Here is a 24604-nt window from a genome sequence, read left to right on the forward strand (position 1 = left end):
CGGGGCGCCTACCGGGTACTCAAACGCCATCTGATCGATGTGATCTACCGGGCCATGGTCCGGGACCGGGCGGGGTGGGTCCATGCCGCGATCGAGCATCATCTCGCCGCTTGACATAGAAGGGTCATCGGGGGTGCGCGCCGCGGCGGCGGATGCGTGAGGGCCGGCTCAGCGCGCGAGCCGGGTGGCGGAGACGATGCGGTCGATCACATCGGGTTGGGAGCCGGGTTGGCGGACCTCCAGGTACAGCGTCGCCTCGCGGTGCTTGCTGGCCAGCGAGGCCACGGCGACGGCGCCCGGCCGCCCGGGGCAGGAGGGCCACTGCCGGATCTGGCCCGACCATTCGGGTCCCTCGAACGGGCGCCGCTCGACCGGCCCCCGGCAGGGGGCGCCGCTGAGCGCGGAGTCGAGATTGTGCCCGGTACCGTGCAGCAGCGCGGCGAACACGCCGGACACCGCCGCCTGGGGGTCGTCCCAGGCATCGAGGTCGGTGGCCACCAGCACGCCGGAGGCGGTGTCGGACTCCACGGCGCTGGGCACCGCGCGGCCGTTGTGGAACTGCTGCGCCCAGGCCTGCGGAACCGCCAGGCTCAGTTCGTCGCCCGCGTAGCGCACCTCGGTCAGCACGCCGGTGGTCGAGGCGGCGGCGCCGGTCGTGGCGGCCATCAGCACCGCGAGGGAGCAGAACGCCGCCGCCGCCCGCCGCCAGAGCGAGCGGTGCCGTACCCACCACGGCAGCTCCGAGCGCAGGTCGGGGGTCATGCGGATGGCGCGGATGCGGTCGGTGAACGCCTTGGCGTCGGTCGGGCGGGCGGCGCGGTCCTCGGCCAGCGCGGACATGATCAGGGCGTCGAGGGCCCGCGGCACGCCCGGCCGCAGCCGCCGCGGGGGCACCCGCACCGGCGGCTGCGGCGGTCGGCGGCCGGTTATCAGCTCGTAGGCGACGGCGCCGAGCGAGTAGACGTCGGCCCGCACGTCGAGGTCGCCGCCGGAGCCGCGCTGTTCGGGGGACATGTAGCCGGGCGTGCCCGCGGCGGCGGTGAAGCCCGACGCGCCGTCGATCGCCTTGGCGAACCCGAGGTCGGCCACCAGGACTCGTTGGCCCACGGGCGACGACTGCAGGAGTACGTTGGATGGCTTGATGTCGCGGTGGATGGTGCCGTGGCGGTGGAGGACGGTGACGCCTTGGCCGATTTCGGTCAGCAGCCGCAGGGCCTCGTCCAGGGGCAGCGGTCCTTTCGCGGCCAGGTCGGCCACGCTGCCCTGGTCGGCGTAGGGCATGACGAAGTACGGCCGCTCGTCGGGGAGCGTCCCGATGTCGTGCACCCTGATCAGCCATGCGGAGTCGGCTTGGCGGAGGATCCGCGCCTCTTCCATGAAGCGGTGGTGCACGTCGAGCTGGTGCGTCCAGTTCTCGGCCAGGACCTTGACGGCCACGGGGGTGTCCAGCCAGTCGTCGTGCGCGAGCCATACTGTCGCGAACGAGCCCGAGCCGAGATGCCGAACGACGCGGTATCGGCCGAAAGTGTCCGGTTGTGCCACAGGGTGTGCCTTACCAGTGCCGCGAGGGCCAAACGTGGAGGTGAGTTCGCGCGCAGGGCGGGGAAGCGGTCGCGGAGCCGCCGGGCGCACGTACGCGTCGAAAGGGGATGTGAACCTCATAGTGGGGGATGGACGTGTAACACGTGTAGAGCGCATTCGTTCTCGCAGGGAGCTGGCAGCCGTGGAAAACAGTGACAAGGGCCCCACCACCCGCCGGTCGGCCGCCCGGGTCGACGACTCCCTTGAGGAGCTTGCGCTCCGGGCGCGCGACGGGGACGCCGCGGCCCTGGACGACCTGCTCCGCAGGATCCAGCCGGAGGTGCTGCGCCGGTGCGCGCGCTTCCTCCCCTACCGCCAGGACGCCGAGGAGGCCTGCCAGGACGCCCTGCTGCGCGTCGCCCGCAACATCGGCGGCTTCAAGGGCGATTCGCTCTTCACCACGTGGCTGTATACGGTGGTCTCGAACTCGGCGCGGCAGACCTACCGGTCGATGAAGCGGCGCTCCGCGGAGATGCCGACTGAGGCCGACCGCATCCCGAACCAGCGCGACCCCCGCACTACGAGCGTGATCGCGGGTTCCCGGATCGACCTGCTGGAGGCCCTCGACCAGCTGGAGCGCGACCGCCCCAACCTGGTCGCCCCTCTGGTCCTGCGCGACCTCTGCCAGATGGACTACAAGGAGATCGCCGACGAGCTCGATCTCGCCTTGGGCACGGTGAAGTCCCGTATCCACGAGGGGCGCAAGCACGTCAGAGCGTCACTACAGTGACGGAGTCCGGCGAATCGCCCTAGGCTGGACACGTTGGCGCGCAAGCTCGTGGTCGCTGCGCCGGGGTGCGGTGACATGGACGGGCGCGCCCGCGTCTGTCCCCCGAACGCGGCGAAAGGTAGCGTCCCATGGGGCTCCGTGACCCCCTGTACTGGCTGTACGAGCGCAGGCTTGAGCGTTCGCTGGGCAGCTTCGAGATCCCGCGCCACGTCGGCGTCGTGCTGGACGGCAACCGCCGGTGGGCGCGGATCAGCGGTCTCGACAGCGTGCAGGCGGGACACCAGGCGGGGGCCGAGAAGATCTTCGAGCTGCTGGGCTGGTGCGACGAGGTCGGCGTGCAGGTCGTCACCCTGTGGCTGCTGTCCACCGACAACCTCACGCGCCCCCGCGAGGAGCTCGAACCCCTGCTGGGGATCATCGAGGACACGGTCTCGCGCCTGCGCCGCGAAGGCTGGAACGTCAACCCCATGGGCGCTCTCGACCTGCTGCCCGACTCCACCGCGCGGGTGATGAAAGAGGCACACGCGGCCACATCCGGAAACTCCGGCCTGATTGTGAATGTTGCGGTCGGGTATGGAGGAAGGCGTGAGATCGCTGATGCGGTTAGGTCGCTCCTCGTCGCCGAGGCGGCCAGAGGCACCAGTCTCGAGGAGCTCGCCGAGCGACTCGACCTGGAGCACATCGCTGAGCATCTCTACACGCGTGGCCAGCCCGACCCGGATCTTCTCATCCGGACCTCGGGCGAGCAGCGACTCTCCGGATTCATGCTCTGGCAGAGCGCACAGGCCGAGTTCTACTTCTGCGAGGTCTTCTGGCCGGCCTTTCGGAAGGTGGACTTCCTGCGTGCGCTGCGTGCCTATGGCGCACGCAACCGGCGCTTCGGCACCTGAGCCGCCCCCGCATCGGGCAGGCCGCACCGCCCCGCGCTCGGAACGGAGGAGAACCTGCGCAACGGGGCGTTCACACGCCGTGCGGCCCGGGGGCCTTGCTCTTTGCCCGCAGCCGGGTACCGTCGAATCAAGTGGGCGGTGCGTACCCGCTCACTCGGGAGGCCCCGAGCGTTTGAGGTCCTGGCCAGTGAAGGAACTCATGGTGACGAGGGCCGGTCCCGGCCCTTGCGGGGCTGGTCCCGGTCCTTGGTATCCCGTGAGACCAGGGCGCCCAGTCGCGCCCAAAGGGGAGAACGAGTGGCTAGTTCCTCGACCCACCTCCGTGCCGACGAAACTCCCGACCTAGCCGACCGAGGGGGCGAGCGGCGGACATACGTGCTGGACACGAGCGTATTGCTGGCCGATCCCGCCTCTATCGGCCGGTTCGCCGAGCACGCGGTGGTCCTGCCGATAGTCGTCATCACCGAGCTGGAGAGTAAGCGACACCACCCCGAACTGGGGTATTTCGCCCGCGAGGCCCTTCGCCGGTTGGACGGCCTCCGCCGCGAGAACGGCGGCCTCGACGCCGACGTCCCGGTGAACGAGGTGGGCGGGACGCTGCGGGTGGAGCTCAACCACAGCGACCAGTCGGTACTTCCGGCGGGATTCCGACTCGGTGACAACGACACCCGCATCCTCACCGTCGCCTCCAACCTGCGGGCCGAGGGCGGCGACATCGTCCTGGTCAGCAAGGATCTGCCGATGCGGATCAAGGCGTCCTCGATCGGGCTCGCGGCCGACGAATACCGCGCCGAGCTGCCCATCGAGCACGGGTGGACCGGGATGGCGGAACTGGACGTGCCCGCGCACGAGGTGTCGGCGCTGTTCGAAGGCGACGGCACCGCCGACATCGAGGCGGCACGCGACCTGCCCTGCCACACCGGTCTCGTACTGGTATCCGAGCGCGGCAAGGCCCTGGGGCGCGTGCTCCCCGACAAGTCGGTCAAGGTCGTCAAGGGCGATCGCGACGTCTTCGGGCTGCACGGGCGCAGCGCCGAGCAGCGCATCGCGCTCGACCTGCTCACCGACCCCGAGGTCGGCATCGTCTCCCTGGGCGGCCGGGCCGGCACCGGCAAGTCCGCTCTCGCGCTGTGCGCGGGCCTGGAGGCTGTGCTGGAACGCGGCCAGCACCGCAAGGTGATGGTCTTCCGGCCGATGTACGCGGTGGGCGGCCAGGACCTGGGCTATCTTCCCGGTACCGAGAACGAGAAGATGTCGCCATGGTCCCAAGCGGTCCACGACACCCTTTCGGCGGTCACCACGCAGGACGTCGTCGACGAGGTGGTCGACCGCGGGATGCTGGAGGTCCTGCCGCTGACCCACATCCGCGGGCGCTCGCTGCACGACGCGTTCGTCATCGTCGACGAGGCGCAGTCGCTGGAGCGCGGCGTGCTGCTCACGGTGCTGTCGCGGCTGGGCGAGAACTCGCGGGTGGTGCTCACCCACGACATCGCCCAGAGCGACAACCTGCGGGTGGGCCGCTATGACGGCGTGGTCGCCGTGGTCGAGAAGCTCAAGGGGCACCCGCTGTTCTCCCACATCACGCTCACGCGGTCCGAGCGGTCGCCGATCGCCGCGCTGGTGACCGAGATGCTGGAGGGCTGAGCCTCCGCCGACCGCGCCGCCTCCGGAACCGGACCGGGGGCGGCGCGGTCACCTGTTTTCGGGGCGGCTCCCGCGGACGAGCCGCGCCGCCGGTGCACAGCACCGTCGATCTTGTAGCCATCGTCACTGGAAATCGTTTTCCTTCACGATGGCTACAAGATCAACGTGGTTCGCGGGTGGGTCGGTGATCGTCCGCGCCGCACGGGCGGGGTGGACGGTGTCCCGGCGCTGTGGGAAGCTACAGCCGTTTCGGGAGGGGCCCATGGACACACCGACACGGGAATGCTGCGCGCTCACCGACTGCCCGTGGTGCGGCCGCGCCGACCTCGTGTGCCACTACTGCGACGGCCGCGGCCTGTGGTCGCCCGAGCGTCCCGTCACGGACGGCAATGGGATGATCACCTGGGAGCGGGCCGAAGAGCAGTGCCGCATGTGCGCCGGGACCGGCAAGGAGCACCGACACCTGCCCCTCGACTGAGACCGGGCAGGCCTCGGCGGACGCGTGCGCACCGGCCGGTCGCGATGGCGATTCCCACTCCGACACGTACGGTAGTCGAGGGCTGCGCGGGTTCGGCTCCGTGTACGAATCACCGCAGTCGACCGGGGTGGGTCGCGCAATGGGCACTCCTTCCGGGATATTCCTGGATAACAGTGTGCAATGTGAACTAGGTCATAGCTCAAACCGTGTTACGCGGTCGTGATCATGCGGCAGGGTGGGTCCCGTTGTGATTAGGAGCCCTTGGGGCGCGTGTGACGGTTCTTTGACCCCCGACCTCCACGCGGTCTTCTCCCCGGGCGGGACCGGCCGGCGTTCAGCACGAAGCACGTCTCGCTCTCCCGTTCTCGAAATCAGCGGAGACCCAGGGCACAAGCTCGTTCGCGCACGCATCGCCGGGTGCGCGACTGGCGAAAGGGCGATTGTTGCTACTCAACCGGATCTCGTTGCGAGTCGCCTCTGCGGTCGGCTCCGCAGCGGTGGTCGCAGGCGCGGCGTTCGCCGTCACCGCGTTCGCCGAACAGGGGGGCGGCCCTCAGGAGAGCGCCTCGGTGGTGGTCCCTAAGGCGACCAGTGACCCGCAGCAGTTCTTCGCGGCGGAGCAGGTCTCCGACCAGGAGCTGAAGCAGCAGCGGGACGAAGTGCGCGACCGCCTCTCCGACGTCACGGGCGCGGTGAACGGCTCGGCGACGACCAAGGAGAAGAAGAAGGAGGAGCCCGAGGAACCGGACGACTCCGGATCCGGCGACTCCGGCTCCGGCGGCGGATCGGCCCCCACGGGCGACCCCAAGGCCATCGCCGAGTCCATGCTCGCCGACTACGGATGGAGCGCCGACCAGTTCTCCTGCCTCGAACCCCTGTGGGAGAAGGAGAGCGGCTGGGACCACACCGCGCAGAACCCCAGCTCCGGCGCCTACGGCATTCCGCAGGCCCTCCCGGGCAGCAAGATGGCCTCCGCCGGCGACGACTGGCAGACCAACCCCGCCACCCAGATCGAGTGGGGACTGGGCTACATCGACGACCGCTACGGCTCCCCGTGCGAGGCCTGGAACCACTCCCAGGCCAACGGCTGGTACTAGACCCGCCCCGGCCGGGAGGCGGCCCCTCGGACCGCCTCCCGGCCGCACCCGCGGCCCCGGGCACCCCTCCCGCCCGGGGCCGCAGCCGTGCCCGGGCACGAGCGGCGCCGACACAGCGCCGCCGCGCCCCGGCAGTGCGGGACGCGGCGGCGCGGCGGGTTCGGCGGCCTACTGCGAGTTGGTCATCCGCAGCAGGTCCAGGGCCTCGTCGAGCTGGGCCTCGGTGAGCGTGCCGTCGGCGATGTAGCCGCGCTCCAGCACGACCTCGCGGATGGTCTTGCGCTCGGCCAGGGACTGCTTGGCGACCTTGGCCGCCTCCTCGTAGCCGATGTAGCGGTTGAGCGGCGTCACGATCGAGGGGGAGGACTCGGCGTACTCGCGGCAGCGGTCCTCGTCGGCTTCGATGCCCGACACGCAGCGGTCGGCGAAGACCCGCGAGACGTTGGCCAGCAGCCGGACCGACTCCAAGACGTTGCGCGCGATAACCGGCAGCTGCACGTTGAGCTCGAAGTTGCCGGCCGCCCCGCCAAAGGACACGGCGGCGTCGTTGCCGACCACCTGCGAGGACACCTGGAGCATGGCCTCGCACAGCACCGGGTTGACCTTGCCCGGCATGATCGACGAGCCCGGCTGCAGGTCCGGCAGCCGGATCTCGCTGAGGCCGGTGCGCGGCCCCGAGCCCATCCACCGGATGTCGTTGGCGATCTTCACGTAGCCCACCGCGACGGTGCGCAGCTGACCCGACAGCTCCACCAGGCCGTCGCGGGCGCCCTGGGCCTCGAAGTGGTCGCGGGCCTCGGTCAGCGGCAGGCCGGTGGCGGAGGCGATCTCGGCGATCACCTTCGCGGCGAACCCCTCGGGGGTGTTGATGCCCGTACCCACGGCGGTCCCGCCCAGCGGCAGCTCGGCGACGCGCGGCAGGGTCGCCTCCAGCCGCTCGACGCCGTTGCGCACCTGGGCCGCGTAACCCGCGAACTCCTGGCCGAGGGTGACCGGCGTGGCGTCCATCAAGTGGGTGCGCCCGCTCTTGACGACGGTGGAGAACTCCTCCGCCTTGGCGGCGAACGCGGCCTCCAGGTGGCGCAGAGCGGGGACGAGGTCGTTCACCACGGCCGAGACGGCGGCGATGTGGATCGACGACGGGTAAACGTCGTTGGAGGACTGCGAGGCGTTGACGTGGTCGTTGGGATGGACGGCGGCACCCGAGCGCTCGCTCGCCAGCGTGGCGACCACCTCGTTGGTGTTCATGTTGCTCGACGTGCCCGAGCCCGTCTGGAACACGTCGATGGGGAACTCGGCATTCCACTTCCCCTCGGCGACCTCCAGGGCGGCCTCGCGGATCGCCTTGCCGAACTCCTCGGGGATCACCCCCAGCTCCGTGTTCACCTTCGCCGCCGCGGCCTTGATATGGCCGAGGGCGGCGACGTTGGCGTGTTCGAGACCCTGCCCGGAGATCGGGAAGTTCTCCACCGCGCGCTGCGTCTGCGCACGCCACTTGGCCTCAGCGGGGACCTTCACCTCGCCCATCGAGTCGTGCTCGATGCGGAAATCGCCCATCGTTGAATCACACCTCATGACACGTCCGGGAAACCTGCTCCCAAGAGTGCCAGATTCGCGCCCGGGCCCGGTCGGCAACCCCGTACCGCCTGCGGCTACGCACGCCCGGACCGCAGCGGGCGCGGCGGCGCCCCCGCTCCCGGGAGGGAAAAGGAGTGGATATCACGCGCGCGGCGCTTCTACGGTTGTCCCATGTCGCTACCGGGACACCGCCCGTCTCCGGGCCCTGGCGAACCATCCGGACCGGACGGTTCCGACGGCCCTTCCGACCGCTCACAGCCCGTCCGCGCCACCGGTCCCGACGTCGAGCGCGCCGTCGGCGCGCCGTCGGCCGACGGCGCCGAAACCGGCACCGCTCCCGCGATCCGGCTGCGCAACGTCGTCAAGCGCTTCGGCTCGTTCACCGCGGTCGACGGGCTGAACCTCGATGTACCCGCCGGAACCGTCTTCGGGCTGCTCGGCCCCAACGGCGCGGGCAAGTCCACCACCATGAAGATGCTCACCGCGCAGAGCCGCGCCGACTCCGGTGAGATCACCGTCCTGGACCACCCGGTGCCGCGCGCCTCGAAGCTCGCGCGCGCCGAGATGGGCGTCGTACCCCAGCACGACAACCTCGACGAAGAGCTGACCGTCCGCGAGAACCTGGAGGTGTTCACGCACCTGTACCGGGTGCCGCGGGCCCGCCGGGCCGAAGCCGTCGAGCGCGCCCTTCACCTGGCCCACCTCGCGGACCGCCCGGACCTGCGCGCCGACAAGCTCTCCGGCGGAATGCGCCGCCGCCTGCTGATCGTCCGCGGGCTGGTGCACCGCCCGCGCCTGGTGCTGCTGGACGAGCCCACCGTCGGGCTCGACCCCCAGGTGCGCCAGGAGCTGTGGGGGCTGATCACGGCGCTGCGCGCCGAGGGGGTCACGGTGCTGATGTCCACCCATTACATCGAGGAGGCCGAGCGCCTCGCCGACGTCGTGGCGCTCATGGCCAAGGGCCGGGTGGTCACCCGCGGCGTCCCGGCCGAGCTCATCGCGCGCTACGCGGGTTCGACCGTGGAGGAGTTCCCCCTGGAGCCGGGGTCACGGGCCGACGAGATCGAGGCGCGCATCGCCGCCGCGGGGCTGACCGCCCGGCGCACCGGCGCCACCCTGTCCGTGCTGCGCGCCGACGAGATCCCCGATTCGCTGCGGGACTCGCTGGGGCGCGGCAGCGCCCGCGCGGGCAACCTCGAGGACGTGTTCGTCACCTTGACCGGGGAGCGTGTGGAATGAGTGTGGACACCGGGACCGCAGGAGGAGCCGCGGCCCCCGCCGCTCACGCGCCGCCGGGGCGGTTCGAGCTCGCGCCGATCGCGGGCGTGCTGGCCCGCGAGTGGGCTCTGTACCGCCGCAGCTGGAAGCCCACCACGTTCGCCGCGGTGGTCGAGCCGATCCTCATGCTGCTGGCGTTCGGCGTCGGTCTGGGCTCGCTGGTGGGCGCGATCCGCGGATACGACTACATCCACTTCCTGGGCACCGGGATCGTCGCCACCTCGGTGCTGTTCACCTCGATGTTCCCGGGCCTGATCGACACCTATGTGCGCCGGGTCTTCCAGCACACCTACGACGGCATGCTGGCCGCGCCCGTCGACGTGCGCGAGCTCGTCACCGGCGAAGCCAGCTGGATCGCCTGCAAGTCGGGCGTCTACGGCTGCGCCCCGCTGCTGGTGGCGATCGGGTTCGGGCTGCCCGCTTCGTGGGCGATGCTGCTGGTGCCGGTCATCACCTTCGTCACCGGCTTCGGGTTCGCGCTGACCGGGATCTGGATGTCGGCGGCGGTGCCGTCCATCAAGACGATGGACTACATCATCTCCGGCGTCATCACGCCGCTGTTCCTCATCGCCGGCACGTTCTTCCCCATCGAGACGCTTCCTCCCTGGGCACAGGTCGCGGCCAAGATCAATCCGCTGTACCACTGCGTGGAGCTGGTGCGCGGCACCGCGTTCGGCACCGACGTCGCCACCGCCGCGGGCCACTTCGCCGCGCTGGCCGCGTTCATCGTGGTCGTGTGGTGCCTGGCGGTGTTCCAGATGCGCCGCAAGCTGATCGACTGAGGGCCCTTGCCGCGCCGGGCCGTCCCGGTGGGTTCCCGCGTCCCGGATGCGAGACGCGCCGGAACCCACCGGGGAACGGTCCCGGACTCAGCTGCCGCCGTCGGGCGCCCAGCGGGCCCGCATCGACATGACCTCGGCGTCGAAGGTCACCGAGGCTCCGACCGCCCCCCACTGCTCGGGCGCGTTCTCCTCGGCGCTCTCGGCGACGGGCCGCAGGTCCAGGTACATCCCCATGTGGGCCGACTCGGTTCCGGCCATCGTCTGCTCGAACACGGGGTCGTCGCCCAGCCGCCCGGTGCCGGTCGTGCCCGAGGTCGCGACGGTCACCGACCCCTCGCTGGTGACGCCCGGGGGCGCGTTGTAGGAGTTCTCCCACATGGTGTCGATCGCGTCCTGCACCGCGCCGGAGTCGGCGCCCTCGGCGCGGTACTGCAGCGACGGCGGCCCGGTGGCGCCGCCGAAGAACTCGTCGACCGAACCGCCGAGGTCGGTGATGCCCAGCGCGGTGCGCTCGCCCAGCAGGCTGGTGAGCCCGTCCGGCATCGTCAGGCCGAGCTCCGACATCAGGCCGTCGAGGTCGGAGAACTCCTCGGGGTTCTGCTCGTAGGCCTGGCCCATCATTTCGGCGGCACCGCTGCCGCCGACGGCGAAGACGGTGTCGTCGGGCAGGTCGCCCAGCAGCTGGAGGCCGGGTTCGGGCAGGTCGTAGTCGGCAGTGGACACGCCGTCGGCGGTCAGCCCGAAGGTGTCGCCGCGCAGCTCCATGTACTCCGGCTCGATGCGCAGCCCGAGCGCCATGCGCCCGCTGACGTCCTCGTACTGTCCCAGCGACTCCATCGGGTCCGGCTGCTGCACGCCGCCGTACTCGTCGAGGCCGTAGCCGCCCGTGCCCCCGGAGTCCTCGGCGGCGGACGAGGCCAGCTGTCCGAGGTCCATCCACGCGGAGGCGACGTTCTCGGTGCCGATCGCCTCCATGTCCTGGTTGTAGGTGTCCAGGTCCTCCAGGGTGCCCTCCGACTCCACCTGGGACTCGAGGTCGGTCAGGGCGGCGGAGTTGGGCGCGAGGATCGCGAAGTCGTCGCGCACGTCGAAGGCCGTGTCCTCGTCGGTGGTGCTGCGGATCTCGTCGAGGGCCGTCTCGGCGGCCTCCTCGTCCTCGGCCTCGATGGCGACGGCCATGGTCGTGCCGCCGCTCTCGGTGGCGGCCTCCTCGTTGCCCGGCACCCACATGGCGAAGCCGAAGCGCTGGCCCAGCCAGGGTTCGAAGTCCTCCTCGTAGGACATGCCGTCCAGGCCCGCCTCGTCGATGTAGGAGTCGACGAGCTCCTCGGCGGGATCGGCGTCGGGGTCGATCTCGTCGCGCATGGAGTCGGGCAGCCGGTTCACGAACTGCGCGTAGTCGGCCAACTGGCCTCCGCTGGGCTTCAGGTCCAGCTTGGCGAAGGCGATCGAGGAACCGGGCAGAACCGACTCGGGCCGGGCGCCGACGAAGACGTTCTGGGCGACCGACGTGGCCGCCCACACGGTTCCGGCCATCATGACGACACCCAGCCCCGCCGCTACCGGAACCATCCAGATGCGGTTCGACCGCTGCGGCGCACCGGGCGCCGGCGCATAACCCGTCCCGGCCGGGGGAGGCGGGTACTGGCCGCCGGGCGGGCCCGGGGCTCCCCACGGCGGCTGGTTGGGGGGATCAGGGTAGGACATCGAACCTCCGCAGCGACGCACTTATCCGATACGAAGGTACCAATGCGCAATCGCGGCATTGCGGCCGATCGGGGAGGTCACGGCGGGGTTGCGGCCGATGCGAAGTCCACTCCGCTGACAGCGGCGAGCTTGGCCAGCCGGTGCTCGCTGCGCACCTGGCGGACCGTGCCGGTGCGACCCCGCATGACCAGGGAGTCCGTCATCGCCCCCCCGGCCTCGTAGCGCACACCGCCCACCAGCTCGCCGTCGGTGATGCCGGTAGCGGCGAAGAACACGTCCTCCGATGCGACCAGGTCGTCGGTGGTCAGCACCTGCTCCGGATCGAGGCCGGCGTCGAGGGCTCTTCCGCGCTCAGCGTCGTCGGTTGGCCACAACCGGCCTTGGATCACCCCGCCCAGGCACTTCATGGCACAGGCCGCGATGATGCCCTCGGGCGTACCGCCGATCCCCAGCAGCAGGTCGACCCCGGTGTTGGCGCGTGCCGCCATGATGGCGCCCGCGACGTCTCCGTCGGTGATGAACTTGATCCGCGCGCCGGCCTCGCGGACCTCCTGGACGATCTCCTGATGGCGGGGGCGGTCCAGGATCACCACGGTCACGTCCTGGGCGGTCGCGCCCTTGGCGCGGGCCACCGCCCGCACGTTGTCGCCGATGGGTGCGCTGATGTCGACGGCGGCCGCCGCCTCCGGGCCGGTGGCCAGCTTCTCCATGTAGAACACCGCGGACGGGTCGAACATCGAGTGCCGCGGAGCCACGGCCAGCACCGAGACGGCGTTGGGCATGCCCATCGCGGTCAGCCGGGTGCCGTCGATGGGGTCGACCGCCACGTCGCAGTCGGGGCCGCTGCCGTCTCCCACGGACTCGCCGTTGAAGAGCATCGGGGCGTTGTCCTTCTCGCCCTCGCCGATCACCACCGTGCCGTGCATCGACACCGTGCTGATCATGTGCCGCATTCCCCGCACCGCGACGCCGTCGGCGCCGTTCTTGTCGCCCCGTCCCACCCAGCGGGCGGCGGCGAGCGCGGCGGACTCGGTGACCCGGACCAGGTCCAGCGCCAGGTTGCGATCGGGTGCCCCCGGTGACTCCGGCGGGGTGGTGGGAACGCTCATCTGTCAACCCTTCCAAGCCGGCTGCGCGCCACCTGGACGCGGTCGGTGGTTTTGGGACAAGCGTAATCACCTGACGTAATGTCGACCTAGGCGGGCCGACGGCACGCCGCCACGGAAAGGACGGTAAGCCGACGTTGACTGTGGACAGAGCGAACCACAAGCCCGCCCGGATGTCGCACCGCGGAGCGGCCACGCGCAGCGCCCTGCTCGACGCGGCCGCGCACGTGTTCCGGACGGTCGGCTTCGCGCGCGCCGGGGTCAGCGAGGTCGTGGAGCACGCCGGAGCCAGCGTGGGCAGCCTCTACCACCACTTCACCGGCAAGGCCGACCTGTACATGGCGCTGTACGAGGACTACCAGCAGCGCCAGCAGGAGCGCACCCACCAGGCCGTCTCGCGGGGGCGCGCCCAGGGCGAGAGCGACCCCACCCGGTTGATGTACACCGCGGCGCGCGCCTACCTGGACGGCGCGATCGACGAGCGCGCCACCACGCTGCTGTTCTTCTCCGGCGACGGCCCGCCCGGGTTCGAGTCACAGCTGCGCGAGCGCCTGCGGGAGTGGACCGACCGCAACGTGGCCCTGTTCCGCAAGGCCGATGAACCGGTCGACGAGGCGCTGCTCATGGTCGTCAGCGGCGCGATGCTGGTCGCGGTCACCGAGGTGGTGCGCCGCGGCGACGCCGACGCGCGCCGCCTCGCCGACGACATCACCTCGCTGCTGTCACGGCTGGAGCCGCGGGACCGGCGCGAGCGCACCGGCTGAGCCCGCCTCGCGAACGGCCGCCGGAACGGGTCCGGACCGGCCGCCGCACGCGGAAGCGGTCAGCCTGCGGTCTCGCTCCGCAGGTCGCGGCGGAGCTCTTTGGGCAGGGAGTCCGCCCGGCCCCGGTCAGCCTGCGGTCTCGCTCCGCAGGTCGCGGCGGAGCTCCTTGGGCAGTGAAAACGTCAGGCTCTCCTGCGCGGTCTCGACCTCGTGCACGTTCTCGTAACCCGAGCGCGCCAGCCGGTCCAGCAGGTCCTGGACGAGAAGGTCGGGCACCGACGCGCCGCTGGTGACGCCCACGGTCGCGACTCCCTCCAGCCAGTCCTCATCCATCAGGGAGGCGTTGTCGATGAGGTGGGCGCTGGTGGCGCCGGCCTCCAGGGCCACCTCGACGAGCCGGACCGAGTTGGAGGAGTTCTCCGAGCCGACCACGACGACCAGGTCGCACTCGGCCGCCATCTCCTTCACGGCGTCCTGCCGGTTGGAGGTGGCGTAGCAGATGTCGTCGCTCGGCGGGTCGAGCAGATTGGGAAAGCGCGAGCGCAGCGCGTCGACGGTGGCGTTGGTCTCGTCCACGGACAGCGTGGTCTGCGACAGCCACGAGACGTTCTCGGGATTGCGTACCTCGACCTTGTCGACCTCGTCGGGGCCGTCGACGATCTGGATGTGCTCGGGCGCCTCGCCGCTGGTGCCTTCGACCTCCTCGTGGCCGGTGTGGCCGATGAGGATGATGTCGCGGTCCTCGGAGGCGAAGCGCTTGGCCTCCTTATGCACCTTGGTCACCAGAGGGCAGGTGGCGTCGATGGTCTTCAGCTGCCGCCGGTGGGCCTCGTCGTGCACCATCGGCGAGACGCCGTGGGCGGAGAACACCACGATGGCGCCCTCGGGGACCTCGCTGGTCTCCTCGACGAAGACGGCGCCGCGCTCCTCCAGCGTGCTGACCACATGGGTGTTGTGCACGATCTGCTTGCGCACGTAGACGGGCGCGCCGTACTGCTCCAGGGCCTTCTCGACCGTGACGACGGCGCGGTCCACGCCGGCGCAGTAGCCGCGGGGCTTGGCGAGCAGGACACGGCGGCTGTTCGTCGCAGTCATGCCCCCATCCTAAGGGCCGCTCGGGGCCGCGGTCGCTGCGGCGGGGGAGCGGCATCCGTCACTCGGCCCGCGCGGCCCGGAACGCGCCCGGGCGGGTGAACGGGGTCTGCCTGTGCGGCGGCGGAGACCGGGAGGCGGCCACCGCGGCAGGTGACCCCGCGATAACGGTCAGCACTCGTTTCCGTCGCGACGAGGCGAAAGCATTCACTTTCGAGGCTCTTCCGGCGACGCTTACTCCCCTATTCTTGACTCACCTGTGAAACGACGGCCGCCGCGGCGGCGTCAGACCGCTCGGGAACGGGGCGGGCGAGAGTCCGCTCCGTGTACCGTCCGAGCCGTGTACGCGGGGCCGCGCGCAGCCCCGTTCTTTGACGAGAGCATCAGGAGCCCCCAGTCTCATGTCGAATCCGTCCATCGCCAGCAAGCTGATGTCCATGGTCAAGGGCGTCTTCGGGCAGAAGGAACAGGCCGCCGCGCCCAGTCCGGCGTCCGCGTCCGCGGAGCCGAAGGCGGAGGCGGGCGCGGCTGAGAGCACCGCCGCTCCGGCCGGCGCCACCAAGACCGCGGCGCCGGCCGACGAGAAGGCCGCCGGCGCCGGAGCGGAGAGCGGCGCCGACGAGGCCGCCGACCTGGTCGCTCCCGGAGAGGAGGTCGGCGTCGCCGAGGAGCTCGCCGCCGCCGAGGCCACCACACAGGAGTCCGACGACTCCGTCCTGGAGGACGTCCGGCGCCAGGCCGCCCCCGCGGCCGACGAGCTCCCGGTGCCCGGCTACGACGGCCTCACCCTCCCCTCCATCCGCGCCCGCCTGCGCAAGCTCACCATCGAACAGGTGCGCGAGCTGCGTGCGTACGAGGTCGCCAACGGCGAGCGCGCCGAGTTCATCAAGATGTACGACAACCGCATCGCCAAGCTGCAGAGCGAGGGCCAGGAGTAGGGCGCCCCTCGCTGCCCCGCTACCGGTCGTCCGGTTCCCCCGGGCATTTCCGGAGCCGCGCGGACACGGCCGCCGCCACCGCGGCCGGGGCGTTCGCATGCCCGCAGCCCGATCGCCGGCGCGGTGCCGCCGAGGGCCGGCGGGCGCACAATGGGTGCACGGGCCGGGCGCCGCACAGCGGCCCGGCCCCTCCGGCGCGCCGTGCGGCGGGGCGAGGACGCGGCAGAGGCGAGGAGCGTGCGGCGACATGGGGCGGACACTGGTGCTGGGCGGCGGAGGCGTCACCGGGATCGCCTGGGAGCTGGGCGTCCTTGCGGGACTGCGGGAGGCCGGACTCGACTTGTCGGCGGCCGACACCGTCGTCGGCACCTCGGCCGGGTCGGTGGTCGGCGCGCAGATCACTTCCGGTGCGGCCATCGAGGACCTCTACGCCCGCCAACTGCGCCCGCCCGACGGCGAGATCGCGGCGCGCCTGCACCCGGGCGTCCTCGCGCGCTGGGCCTGGGCGTTCGTCCGCGAACGCGACCCGCGCCGGGCGCGCGCCCGCATCGGTCGCATGGCCCACGCCGGGTCCGGGAGCTCCGTGGCCGAACGGCGGCGCGTGATCGCCTCGCGCCTGCCGTCCGTGCAGTGGCCGCGCACCGACCTGCTGATCGCCGCCGTCGACGCGCGCACCGGTGAGCGCGCGGTCTTCGAGCGCACCACGGGAGCCGCCCTCGTCGACGCCGTGACGGCCAGCTGCGCCGTCCCCGGTGTCTGGCCGCCGGCCGTCATCGGCGGCCGCCCCTACATCGACGGCGGTGTGCACTCCACGTCCAACGCGGACCTGGCCGCCGGCAGCGGAGGCGTCGTGGCGCTGTGCCCGATAGCCCGCGGGGCCGGACCGCTGCCCGGCCCAGCCGACGAGCTCGCCGCCCTGGAGGCGTCGGGCGCCCGCACCGCCCTGGTGAGCCCGGACGCCGCGGCCGTCGCGGCCATCGGCCCCAACGTGCTCGATCCCGCCGCGCGGGCCGCATCCGCACGGGCGGGCCGGGCCCAGGCCCCCGCGGTCGCCGAACGGATAGCCGGGGTGTGGGGCCGCGAGTGAGCTCCGGCCCGGTCGCTGCCGCGGGACGGGGCACGGTCCTGGGCGCCGGGCAGCGCGAAGCTGGCCGTGCGCCGCCAGGGCGCTCGGCGTGCGGAGCGTGTTCTGTCGGCGGGCTGCCCTAGGCTCGCTGGCATGGGTATGGAGAGCTCGCCCGAGTCCCCGCAGCCCGTCCGCGTTGTGATGCAGGCGGTCGGCGGGTGGATCGGCCGGCTGGGCAAGATCTGGGTCGAGGGCCAGGTCGCCGAGATGAGCCGGCGGGGCGGCACCGTGTTCATGACCCTGCGCGACCCGGTGGCCAACATTTCCGCGCGCGTGGTGTGCCCGGTACGGGTGCTGGAGGCGGTCGCACCCGTGCCCGAGGCCGGCGCCCGGCTCGTCGTGCACGCCAAACCCGACTTCTACGTCGCCCGCGGCACGTTCTCGCTGCTCGCCCTGGAGGTCCGGCACGTAGGGCTCGGCGAGCTGCTGGCCCGCCTGGAGCGGCTGCGCGCCACGCTGGCGGCCGAAGGGCTCTTCGCCGACAACCGCAAGCGGTCGCTGCCGTTCCTCCCGGGCACCGTGGGGCTGGTCTGCGGACGCGAGTCGGCGGCCGAGCGCGACGTGCTGGAGAACGGCCGCCGCCGCTGGCCCGCGGTCCGGTTCGAGGTGCGCGAGGTCGCGGTGCAGGGCGATCGCGCGGTCGGCGAGGTCCTCGACGCGCTCAAGGAGCTCGACTCGCGTCCCGAGGTCGACGTCATCGTGATCGCCCGCGGCGGCGGGTCGCTGGAGGACCTGCTGCCCTTCTCCGATGAGGCACTGGTGCGCGCCGTCGCCGCCACCCGCACGCCGGTCGTCAGCGCCATCGGGCACGAGCAGGACAGTCCGCTACTCGACCTGGTCGCCGACGTCCGGGCCTCCACGCCCACCGACGCTGCCAAGAGGACCGTTCCCGACGTCGGCGAGCAGCTCCAGCTCGTCCGGCAGCTGCGCGACCGCGGCAGGCGCGTCCTGCTCGGCGGCATCGAGCGCGAGCGCTCGTGGCTGGCCGGCATGCGCTCGCGGCCCGTGCTCGCCAGTCCCGTGCGCGAGATGGACCGGCTCACCGAGCAGGTCACCGGGTTGCGCGACCGTGCGCGGCGGTGCATGACCGCTGCGCTGGACCGCGCCGGCGACGGTCTCGCCCACACCCGCGCCCGGCTGCACGTGCTCTCGCCCGCCACCACGCTGGCGCGCGGCTACGCGATCGTGCAGCGGGACGACGGCGCCGTCGTCCGCTCGGCCGCCGGCGTCGAGCACGGCGATCCGCTGCGCGTGCGGTTCGCCCAGGACAGCATCACGGTGACGGTCGACGGCACCGATCCGGTCGACGACACCGGCACCGACGGCTGACCGCACGGCGCGCCGGCGGCGCGACCGACGACACCAGCGCGACGCACGAAGAGCAGGGAGGGCTGCGCAGTGGCCGCCAAGGACAGAAATACGAACGCCACCCCGAAGAACGGCAATCCCGAGAACGGCGACTCGGCAGACGGCGACACGCAGAAGGGCGGGGCTCCGGCGGACGCCGCCGACGGCGGCGCCGCACCCGAACTGAGCTATGAAGAGGCCCGCGACGAGCTCGACTCCGTCGTCCGGAGGCTCGAAGCCGGCGGTCTGAGCCTGAAGGAGTCGCTGGCGCTGTGGGAGCGCGGCGAGCACCTCGCCGCCACCTGTGAGCAGTGGCTCGAAGGTGCGCGCGCCAAGCTCGCCGTCGCGATCGAGGAGCGCGGCCAGGGCGGCGGCTCCGATGCGGAGACCCCGTTCTGACGGGGCCGGACTCCGGATCCGACCGGGGTGGGCGCGCGGTGCGGCGGCTGGCCGGCCCGTCGCGTCAGCCCGTCCGCCGGGTCTTGTCCTGCGGCGGGTTCCGGGGGCTGCGGCCGTTGAGCTCGTCGCTGAAGGCGCGGATGTCGGCGGGCAGCCCGCGGAAGACCGCGATCACCAGAACCAGCGCCGTGCCCAGGAACAGCGACGGCGCGACGTCGGCCAGGCGGGTGGCCATGCCCACGGCCACCGCGCGGGCGTAGTCCGCCTCGCCCGCCGCCAGGCACATCTCGGCGCCGAGCGCGGCGAGGAAGTAGGCCAGCGGAGGGCTCACGGCGAGCGACAGCAGGTCGCCGGGGCGCACCAGCAGGGCCGCCGTCACGCAGGCCGCAGTGAACGCCACACCGCTGACCGGCGGCGAGCCGACCACGTGGCCGATGAGGGCGGCAACGAGGCTGACGGCGGAGATCAGCAGGATGCCGCCGCGCCCCGTCAGGCGTATTCCGCCCATGCCGCCCGTACCGCCTGCCGGGCCGCCCGCCGCCTCGTTTCCCGCGGGAGCCTCGGGCTCGGTGCGGGGTGCGGGTCGGTGCGGCGGCCGCTGCACGGAGGTCGGCGCTTCGTTCACGCGCTGGGGTTTGCGCGTCACCATTCAGGCACGCTCCCTCGTGTGGCTCACAGTGATCAGTATGTCACTCTAGGTGAGATATTCGTCTCCTCGGTCGGCGCCGTGTCCCCTGCGGGCTGCCCGAGCCGGTCCGGATCGGAGCCGTAGGAGCGGTCGGACCCACCGGCGGCCGCCTCCGCCGCAGAACCGAACGCGGAGCCGTAGATCTCGACGCGGGGATCGGCGGCTCCGGTTCCCCGCTCGGCGCTCCCTCCGCGTTCTGAGGCCTCTCCCGCCAGCTCCGCCGAGGCGAGCGGCCGGGCCTGCTCTTGGACGCCTTCGGGGCGGCCGAGGTCGCCGTCGACCAGACCCAGCTCCTCGAACCGGCGCGCCGTCACCATGACCCGGCTCTCCAGCGAGCCGACCGTCTGGTTGTAGGCGGCCACGGTCCGCGAGAGCGCCTTACCCAGGCCCTCGACGTGCCCGCCCAGTGTCGACAGCCGCGAGTACAGCTGCTTGCCGAGGTCGAAGACCGCGCGCGCGTTCTCGCTGAGTGCCTCCTGCTGCCAGGCGTACTGTGCGGTGCGCAGAAGCGAGATGAGCGTGGTGGGCGTGGCGATGTGCACCCGCCGGCCCATGGCGTACTCCAGCAGCTGCGGATCGTGCTCCAGCGCCGGTGCCAGGAACGCTTCGCCCGGCACGAACAGCACCACGAACTCCGGCGCGGGGGTGAATGCGGCCCAGTAGGACTTGGCGGAGAGCTGGTCGACGTGCGCGCGCAGGTGCTTGCTGTGCGCACGCAGCCGCTCGGCGCGTGCGTCGCCGTCGTCGGCCTCGACCGCCTCCAGGTAGGCGGCCAGCGACACCTTGGAGTCCACGACGATGTTCTTCCCGCCCGCGAGCCGGACCACCATGTCCGGCCGGAGCCGGCCGTTGTCGGTGCTCGCGCCCGCCTGCTCCTCGAAGTCGCAATAGGCGTCCATGCCCGCCAATTCGGCCACCCGGCGCAACTGGAGCTCGCCCCACCGGCCGCGCGCCTCGGGCCGCCGCAGCGCTGTCACCAGCGCCTGGGTCTGGTCGCGCAGCCGCTCCGAGCCCTGGCGGACCTGGTCGACCTGCTGTGCCAGCTCGGCATGGGCCGTGCGGCGCCCGGCGTCGACCTCACGCAGCTGGTTCTCCACGCGGGTGAGCGTGTCCTTCAGGGGTGAGACGAGCTGCTCGACGGCTGCGCGGCGCTGATCCATCTCCTTGCCGGTCTCGGCGCCGACGGCCCGCAGCCGCCCTTCCGCCATCTCCATGAAGCGCCGGTTGGTCTCGTCCAGGGCCTCGGCCGACAGCGCCCGGAAGCGCTCGCCGAGACGGTCCTCGATGTAGGCGGCGCGCTCATCGGCCGCGCGGGCGTGTGCGCGTGCCTCGGCGACCCGGCTGCGCGCCAGCATCCAGCCCAGCGCGGCGCCGATCGCGAGTCCCACCAGAAGCACCAGGATCAAGTCAAGGCCGTCCATAGCCGCCCATCGTCTCAACCCGTGCACCCGCGGCACCGTCCGCCACGCGCGGGTCATGGGCCGGAATGGGCGGTGTGCGCCCTCTGCGGGCCGTCGCCGCCGCCGTCGCGCCGCCGGCCGGAGCCCGGGCCGAGCTCCGTGCGGCCGCGGGAGCGTCCGGGCTCAGCCCTGCGGAGCGGGCCTGCCCAGCGCGCGGTACCAGCCGCGGGCGGCGCGCCAGACCCGCTCGGGCACCGGTTCGGGGGAGAAAAGCCACATCCGCTGGCCGGGGGCGGGGCCGCGGCCGACGATCACCGCGCGCAGCGGGTAGGGCGGGTCTCCGCACAGGTGGTACCAGCTGTAGCCGAACGGCTCCAGCAGAGCCATCAGCCTCTCCGCCACACCGTGCTCGGGGCGCACCTCGCAGAAGATCCACGGCCGGAAGCGCCGCAGCACCTCCAGGGCACCGCCGATCACGTCCGGCTCGGTGCCCCCGGTGTCGATCTTAACGATCGAGGGCGCCGCGCCCGCCCGCTCGCGCCAGTGCGACAGGGACTCCACCGGCACGAGCACCCTGCCGAGCTGCGGGCGGTTGTCGGCGGCCAGGGAGCTCGCGGTGTCGGAGAACGGCGAGAGCCGCAGGGCCGCGGTTCCGCTGTGGTTGCTCAACGCGAGCCGCTCCACATCGATGCCGAGCCCGTTGGTGCGGGCGATGGCCTCGGCGGTGTCGGCGACGCGGGGCGCGGGCTCGAACGCGAAGACCCGCCGGCGGCTGCGGGCCGCCGCGAGCGCGGCGTAGAGACCGATGTTGGCGCCGACGTCGAGCACCGCTCCGGGGCGGGTGTGCTCCAGCGCGGCGAGGAAGCAGGCCAGTGTCTCGGGCTCGTAGGCGGCCAGGCCGCCGTGGTGCAGCCGCCGCGCCACCCCGTAGTCGCCGGGCGCGGTGATGGTCAGGGACGCGGCGCCTGCGCCGGACGAACCCTCCAAGCGGGGCAGCGCAAGCTCGAATCGGCGCTCCCACGGAGGAACGTGCGCCGGATCCAGCCCGCCGAGGCGCTGAGGCAGTCGGATCCGTATCTGGCGGGTGGCGTACCGCACCGCCGGGTATCGGTGGACGAAGGCGCGCATCTGGCCGTTTACCACTGTCGGACCCCCACTCGTGTACCTCGCTGCTGCGGTCCGCACGGGATCCGCGTCGATCGCGGCGCACCGGCGCGGCCGCCCGGCAGCCCCCCAGCGGCCGGGTCGCGCCCCTCCCAGGTCCGTGCGCCGCCTTCGACGTGCCTTCGCGCAGACGTGACCGGTTCAACATGAAGTTACTCCGAAACCCGGCCGATCGCAGGGCGTTTCATCCAAAGATGGAGCGCGTGCCACCGAAAAGTCCGCGTCGTACCGTGCGGCGAGTCCGCTCCGCGCGAGCACCTAGACTCGGTCGACGTGAGCCTCTCCATCGGGATCGTCGGCCTGCCGAACGTCGGCAAGTCCACGCTGTTCAACGCCCTGACCAAGAACGAAGCCCTGGCGGCGAACTACCCGTTCGCCACCATCGAGCCCAACGTAGGTGTAGTGGGGGTGCCCGACTCCCGCCTCGGGACCCTGGCCGGGATCTTCTCCTCGGCCAAGGTCATCCCGGCCACGGTCGACTTCGTGGACATCGCCGGCATCGTCCGCGGCGCCTCCGAGGGCGAGGGCCTGGGCAACCAGTTCCTCGCCAACATCCGCGAGAGCGACGCGATCTGCCAGGTGATCCGCGCATTCGAGGACCCCGATGTCACGCACGTCGACGGCGACATCCAGCCCTCGCGCGACATCGAGACGATCAACACCGAGCTGATCCTCGCCGACCTGCAGACGCTCGACAAGGCGCTGCCGCGGCTGGAGAAGGACGCCAAGCGCAATGCCAAGGACAAGGCCGCCCATGAGGTGCTGACCACCGCACGCGAGGCGCGGCGGGTGCTCGACGAGGGCGTGGGACTGTCGGTGGGCGCCGCGCCGGCCGACATCGACGTGTCGCTGCTGCGCGAGCTGAACCTGCTGACGGTCAAGCCCTTCATCTACGTGTTCAACCTGGACACCGACGAGCTCGGCGATTCCGCGCTGCGCGCCAAGCTGTCCGAGCTGGTCGCCCCCTCCGAGGCGATCTTCCTCGACGCCAAGATCGAGGCGGAGCTGGCCGAGCTGGACGAGGACGAAGCGGCCGAGCTTCTGGAGTCGCTGGGCCAGACCGAATCCGGGCTCGCCCAGCTCGCCCGTGTCGGGTTCGCCACGCTCGGGCTGCAGACCTTCCTCACGGCCGGCCCCAAGGAGGCCCGCGCCTGGACGATCCGCACGGGCGCCACGGCGCCCGAGGCGGCCGGGGCGATCCACACCGACTTCCAACGCGGCTTCATCAAGGCCGAGGTCGTCTCCTACGGCGACCTGGTCGAGGCCGGAACCATGCAGGCGGCCAGGTCCGCGGGCAAGGTGCGCATGGAAGGCAAGGAGTACGTGATGTCCGACGGCGACGTGGTGGAGTTCCGCTTCAACGTGTAGCCGGGCCGCCTGAGCCGCGGGGCCGTCCCCGGTCCGCGGCGGCCGTATCGTCGCCGCCCTCCCCTCCGCGGCCGCCGCCGAGGGTCGTCGACCGCGGCAGGGGAGAGAGCGCGATCGGAAGCCACACCAGCCCGAGCGCGGTCGCGGCCAGGACGAGGGCTCCCTTCGCGCCCACCGCCGCGGCGGTCGCTCCCGCGCCGGCCGCGCCTGCCGCGACCGCGGCGGTGAGGAGCACCCGCATCGTGCCGTTGACGCGCCCCAGCAGGTGGGACGGTGTGACCGCCTGTCGGAAGCTCATCATGAGGACCGCGTCGAAGCCGACCTTGTAGAGGACGAGTGCCCAGGCGGCCGCGGCGGCAGGACCGGGGACGGGGTCCCCGGTCAGCGGCAGCAGCGCCGCCATAGGGGCGATGGCCACGCCGACGACCAGGACCGACCGGCCGGCACCGAGCAGACCGGCGACCCTTTCGGCCGTCACGGCCCCCAGCAGGCCGCCGACTCCACCGGCGCCGAGGTAGAGGCCGAGCTGCGACTCCGACCAGCCAAGGCCGTTGAGGGCGTAGGCGGGCAGCACCGTGGTGAATGCGGCGCTACCGAGGTTGACGAGGCAGCCGGCGCCGAGGACGGCGACGAGCGTCGGCTGGTGCAGCAGGAAGCGCACCCCCTCGCGGATGTCGCCCAGGAGGCGCTGCCGCGTTTCGGGTGCGGCGGGCTGCGGTTCGGGCGTGCGCAGCCGGGAGAGCCAGAGGGCGGACCAGGCGTATCCGATCGACGTCGCGGCCAGGATGGTGGTCGGAGTGAGGAGCCCGGCCGCCCATCCGGCGAGCGGCGGGGCGCAGACCATCGCCGTCTGGGTCAGGGTCGCCAGGGTTCCGTTCGTCTTCACCAGCCGGTCGCGCGGGACGAGGTCCTTCACGTGGCTCTGGGTCCCGAGGTCGAAGAACACCGTCGCGACTCCGTTGACGAGAACCACGATCCACAGGTGCGCGAAGTGAGGGAGTCGAGCCGGTCGGCGACGGGGACCGTTGCGAGGACGACGGCGCGGACCGCGTCCGCGGCGATCATCACCGGCCGCCGTCGGACCCTGTCGAGCCACGCTCCGACGGGTAGCCCGAGGACCAGGAAGGGGACGGCCGCCGTGGCCGCCAGGAGCGCGGTGTCCTGGGCTTCACCGGACAGCGACGACACGGCCGTCAGCGGGATCGCGACCGCGCCGAGGCGCGCGCCCCACAGCGCAACCCCCGACGCGACGAGGTACCGGCGCCGATCCCGCGTCGATTCTGGCGTGTCCGTGATTTCCGTTCCGGTCGAACCGGGGTGTGCGGTCATGGCGGAAGCGTCGGTGAGCGCGGCCGTGGGGCGCATCGGATTCACGCTAGGGTGAATCCGTGAACGAGGTCCGCATCCGCCTGGAAGCGGCGGACCTCAGCGATCTCGCCCGCGTGGG

Annotated in this window: 22 protein-coding genes; 13 read left to right on the forward strand and 9 right to left on the reverse strand. The window is 72.0% G+C overall.

Going from position 1 to position 24604, the window contains the following annotated elements:
- Positions 1-168 precede the first annotated feature (168 nt).
- Complete coding sequence (locus tag RM446_RS22065) at positions 169-1542, reverse strand: serine/threonine-protein kinase (RefSeq protein ID WP_311547318.1); 1374 nt, start codon at positions 1540-1542, stop codon at positions 169-171.
- 181 nt (positions 1543-1723) lie between these two features.
- On the opposite strand from RM446_RS22065, the gene RM446_RS22070 reads away from it, so the two are divergent.
- The 5 genes from RM446_RS22070 (at position 1724) to RM446_RS22090 (ending at position 6420) form a co-directional block, all read left to right on the forward strand.
- Positions 1724-2311 carry an RNA polymerase sigma factor gene (locus tag RM446_RS22070; RefSeq protein WP_311547320.1) on the forward strand — a complete coding sequence of 196 codons (588 nt, stop codon included), beginning with the start codon at positions 1724-1726 and terminating at the stop codon, positions 2309-2311.
- Positions 2312-2439: 128 nt separating this feature from the next.
- Positions 2440-3201, forward strand: coding sequence for an isoprenyl transferase (locus RM446_RS22075; RefSeq protein WP_311547321.1), 762 nt, complete (start codon positions 2440-2442; stop codon positions 3199-3201).
- 375 nt (positions 3202-3576) lie between these two features.
- Positions 3577-4845 (forward strand): PhoH family protein, encoded by a 1269-nt coding sequence (locus tag RM446_RS22080; protein ID WP_311547322.1) that lies wholly within the window; start codon positions 3577-3579, stop codon positions 4843-4845.
- Between the two features lie 262 nt (positions 4846-5107).
- Positions 5108-5323, forward strand: a complete 216-nt coding sequence (locus tag RM446_RS22085; protein WP_311547324.1) for a hypothetical protein — start codon at positions 5108-5110, stop codon at positions 5321-5323.
- Between the two features lie 443 nt (positions 5324-5766).
- On the forward strand, positions 5767-6420 hold the full coding sequence (locus RM446_RS22090; RefSeq protein ID WP_311547363.1) for an aggregation-promoting factor C-terminal-like domain-containing protein: 654 nt from the start codon (positions 5767-5769) through the stop codon (positions 6418-6420).
- Positions 6421-6588: 168 nt separating this feature from the next.
- On the opposite strand, the gene RM446_RS22095 is transcribed toward RM446_RS22090, so the two are convergent.
- The gene (locus RM446_RS22095; RefSeq protein WP_311547326.1) at positions 6589-7977 is read right to left on the reverse strand and encodes a class II fumarate hydratase; all 1389 of its coding nucleotides are present in this window, start codon (positions 7975-7977) and stop codon (positions 6589-6591) included.
- Positions 7978-8169: 192 nt separating this feature from the next.
- On the opposite strand from RM446_RS22095, the gene RM446_RS22100 reads away from it, so the two are divergent.
- Together RM446_RS22100 and RM446_RS22105 are read left to right on the forward strand one after the other, a co-directional pair.
- Complete coding sequence (locus tag RM446_RS22100; protein ID WP_311547327.1) at positions 8170-9237, forward strand: ABC transporter ATP-binding protein; 1068 nt, start codon at positions 8170-8172, stop codon at positions 9235-9237.
- A complete protein-coding gene (locus RM446_RS22105) occupies positions 9234-10058 on the forward strand; it encodes an ABC transporter permease (protein WP_311547328.1) in 825 nt (274 codons plus the stop codon). Before RM446_RS22100 ends, RM446_RS22105 begins: the two co-directional genes overlap by 4 nt.
- 87 nt (positions 10059-10145) lie before the next feature.
- Here RM446_RS22105 and RM446_RS22110 read toward each other — a convergent pair whose 3' ends face one another.
- Both RM446_RS22110 and glpX read right to left on the reverse strand, forming a co-directional pair.
- Entirely contained in the window at positions 10146-11630 is a 1485-nt protein-coding gene (locus RM446_RS22110) for a hypothetical protein (protein ID WP_311547330.1), read from the reverse strand.
- A 212-nt stretch (positions 11631-11842) separates the two neighbouring features.
- Entirely contained in the window at positions 11843-12874 is a 1032-nt protein-coding gene (glpX, locus tag RM446_RS22115; protein WP_311547331.1) for a class II fructose-bisphosphatase, read from the reverse strand.
- 170 nt (positions 12875-13044) lie between these two features.
- Between glpX and RM446_RS22120 the strand changes: the two genes are divergently transcribed.
- Positions 13045-13635 carry a TetR/AcrR family transcriptional regulator gene (locus RM446_RS22120; protein WP_398695700.1) on the forward strand — a complete coding sequence of 197 codons (591 nt, stop codon included), beginning with the start codon at positions 13045-13047 and terminating at the stop codon, positions 13633-13635.
- A 126-nt stretch (positions 13636-13761) separates the two neighbouring features.
- Here RM446_RS22120 and RM446_RS22125 read toward each other — a convergent pair whose 3' ends face one another.
- Entirely contained in the window at positions 13762-14730 is a 969-nt protein-coding gene (locus RM446_RS22125; protein WP_311547332.1) for a 4-hydroxy-3-methylbut-2-enyl diphosphate reductase, read from the reverse strand.
- Positions 14731-15128: 398 nt separating this feature from the next.
- On the opposite strand from RM446_RS22125, the gene RM446_RS22130 reads away from it, so the two are divergent.
- The 4 genes from RM446_RS22130 to RM446_RS22145 all read left to right on the forward strand — a co-directional run bounded on the left by RM446_RS22130 (position 15129) and on the right by RM446_RS22145 (position 18537).
- Positions 15129-15665 carry a hypothetical protein gene (locus RM446_RS22130; RefSeq protein ID WP_311547333.1) on the forward strand — a complete coding sequence of 179 codons (537 nt, stop codon included), beginning with the start codon at positions 15129-15131 and terminating at the stop codon, positions 15663-15665.
- A gap of 247 nt (positions 15666-15912) precedes the next feature.
- Positions 15913-16752, forward strand: a complete 840-nt coding sequence (locus RM446_RS22135) for a patatin-like phospholipase family protein (protein ID WP_311547334.1) — start codon at positions 15913-15915, stop codon at positions 16750-16752.
- 132 nt (positions 16753-16884) lie between these two features.
- Entirely contained in the window at positions 16885-18120 is a 1236-nt protein-coding gene (xseA, locus tag RM446_RS22140) for an exodeoxyribonuclease VII large subunit (RefSeq protein WP_311547336.1), read from the forward strand.
- A 201-nt stretch (positions 18121-18321) separates the two neighbouring features.
- The gene (locus RM446_RS22145) at positions 18322-18537 is read left to right on the forward strand and encodes an exodeoxyribonuclease VII small subunit (RefSeq protein ID WP_311547365.1); all 216 of its coding nucleotides are present in this window, start codon (positions 18322-18324) and stop codon (positions 18535-18537) included.
- 64 nt (positions 18538-18601) lie between these two features.
- Here RM446_RS22145 and RM446_RS22150 read toward each other — a convergent pair whose 3' ends face one another.
- The 3 genes from RM446_RS22150 to RM446_RS22160 form a co-directional block, all read right to left on the reverse strand.
- On the reverse strand, positions 18602-19186 hold the full coding sequence (locus tag RM446_RS22150; protein ID WP_311547337.1) for a DUF6542 domain-containing protein: 585 nt from the start codon (positions 19184-19186) through the stop codon (positions 18602-18604).
- 32 nt (positions 19187-19218) lie between these two features.
- Positions 19219-20646, reverse strand: a complete 1428-nt coding sequence (locus RM446_RS22155) for a DNA recombination protein RmuC (protein ID WP_311547339.1) — start codon at positions 20644-20646, stop codon at positions 19219-19221.
- Between the two features lie 162 nt (positions 20647-20808).
- Complete coding sequence (locus RM446_RS22160; protein ID WP_311547340.1) at positions 20809-21753, reverse strand: FkbM family methyltransferase; 945 nt, start codon at positions 21751-21753, stop codon at positions 20809-20811.
- Positions 21754-22062: 309 nt separating this feature from the next.
- Between RM446_RS22160 and ychF the strand changes: the two genes are divergently transcribed.
- Positions 22063-23157: a redox-regulated ATPase YchF gene (gene ychF, locus RM446_RS22165; RefSeq protein ID WP_311547341.1), complete on the forward strand. Its 1095-nt coding sequence runs from the start codon at positions 22063-22065 to the stop codon at positions 23155-23157.
- Here the strand turns inward: ychF and RM446_RS22170 are convergent.
- Positions 23147-24130 (reverse strand): MFS transporter, encoded by a 984-nt coding sequence (locus RM446_RS22170; RefSeq protein ID WP_398695690.1) that lies wholly within the window; start codon positions 24128-24130, stop codon positions 23147-23149. The two genes, ychF and RM446_RS22170, sit on opposite strands and share 11 nt — an antisense overlap.
- Positions 24131-24604 lie beyond the last annotated feature (474 nt).

The organism is Streptomonospora wellingtoniae, from assembly GCF_031845375.1.
Taxonomy (GTDB): domain Bacteria; phylum Actinomycetota; class Actinomycetes; order Streptosporangiales; family Streptosporangiaceae; genus Streptomonospora; species Streptomonospora wellingtoniae.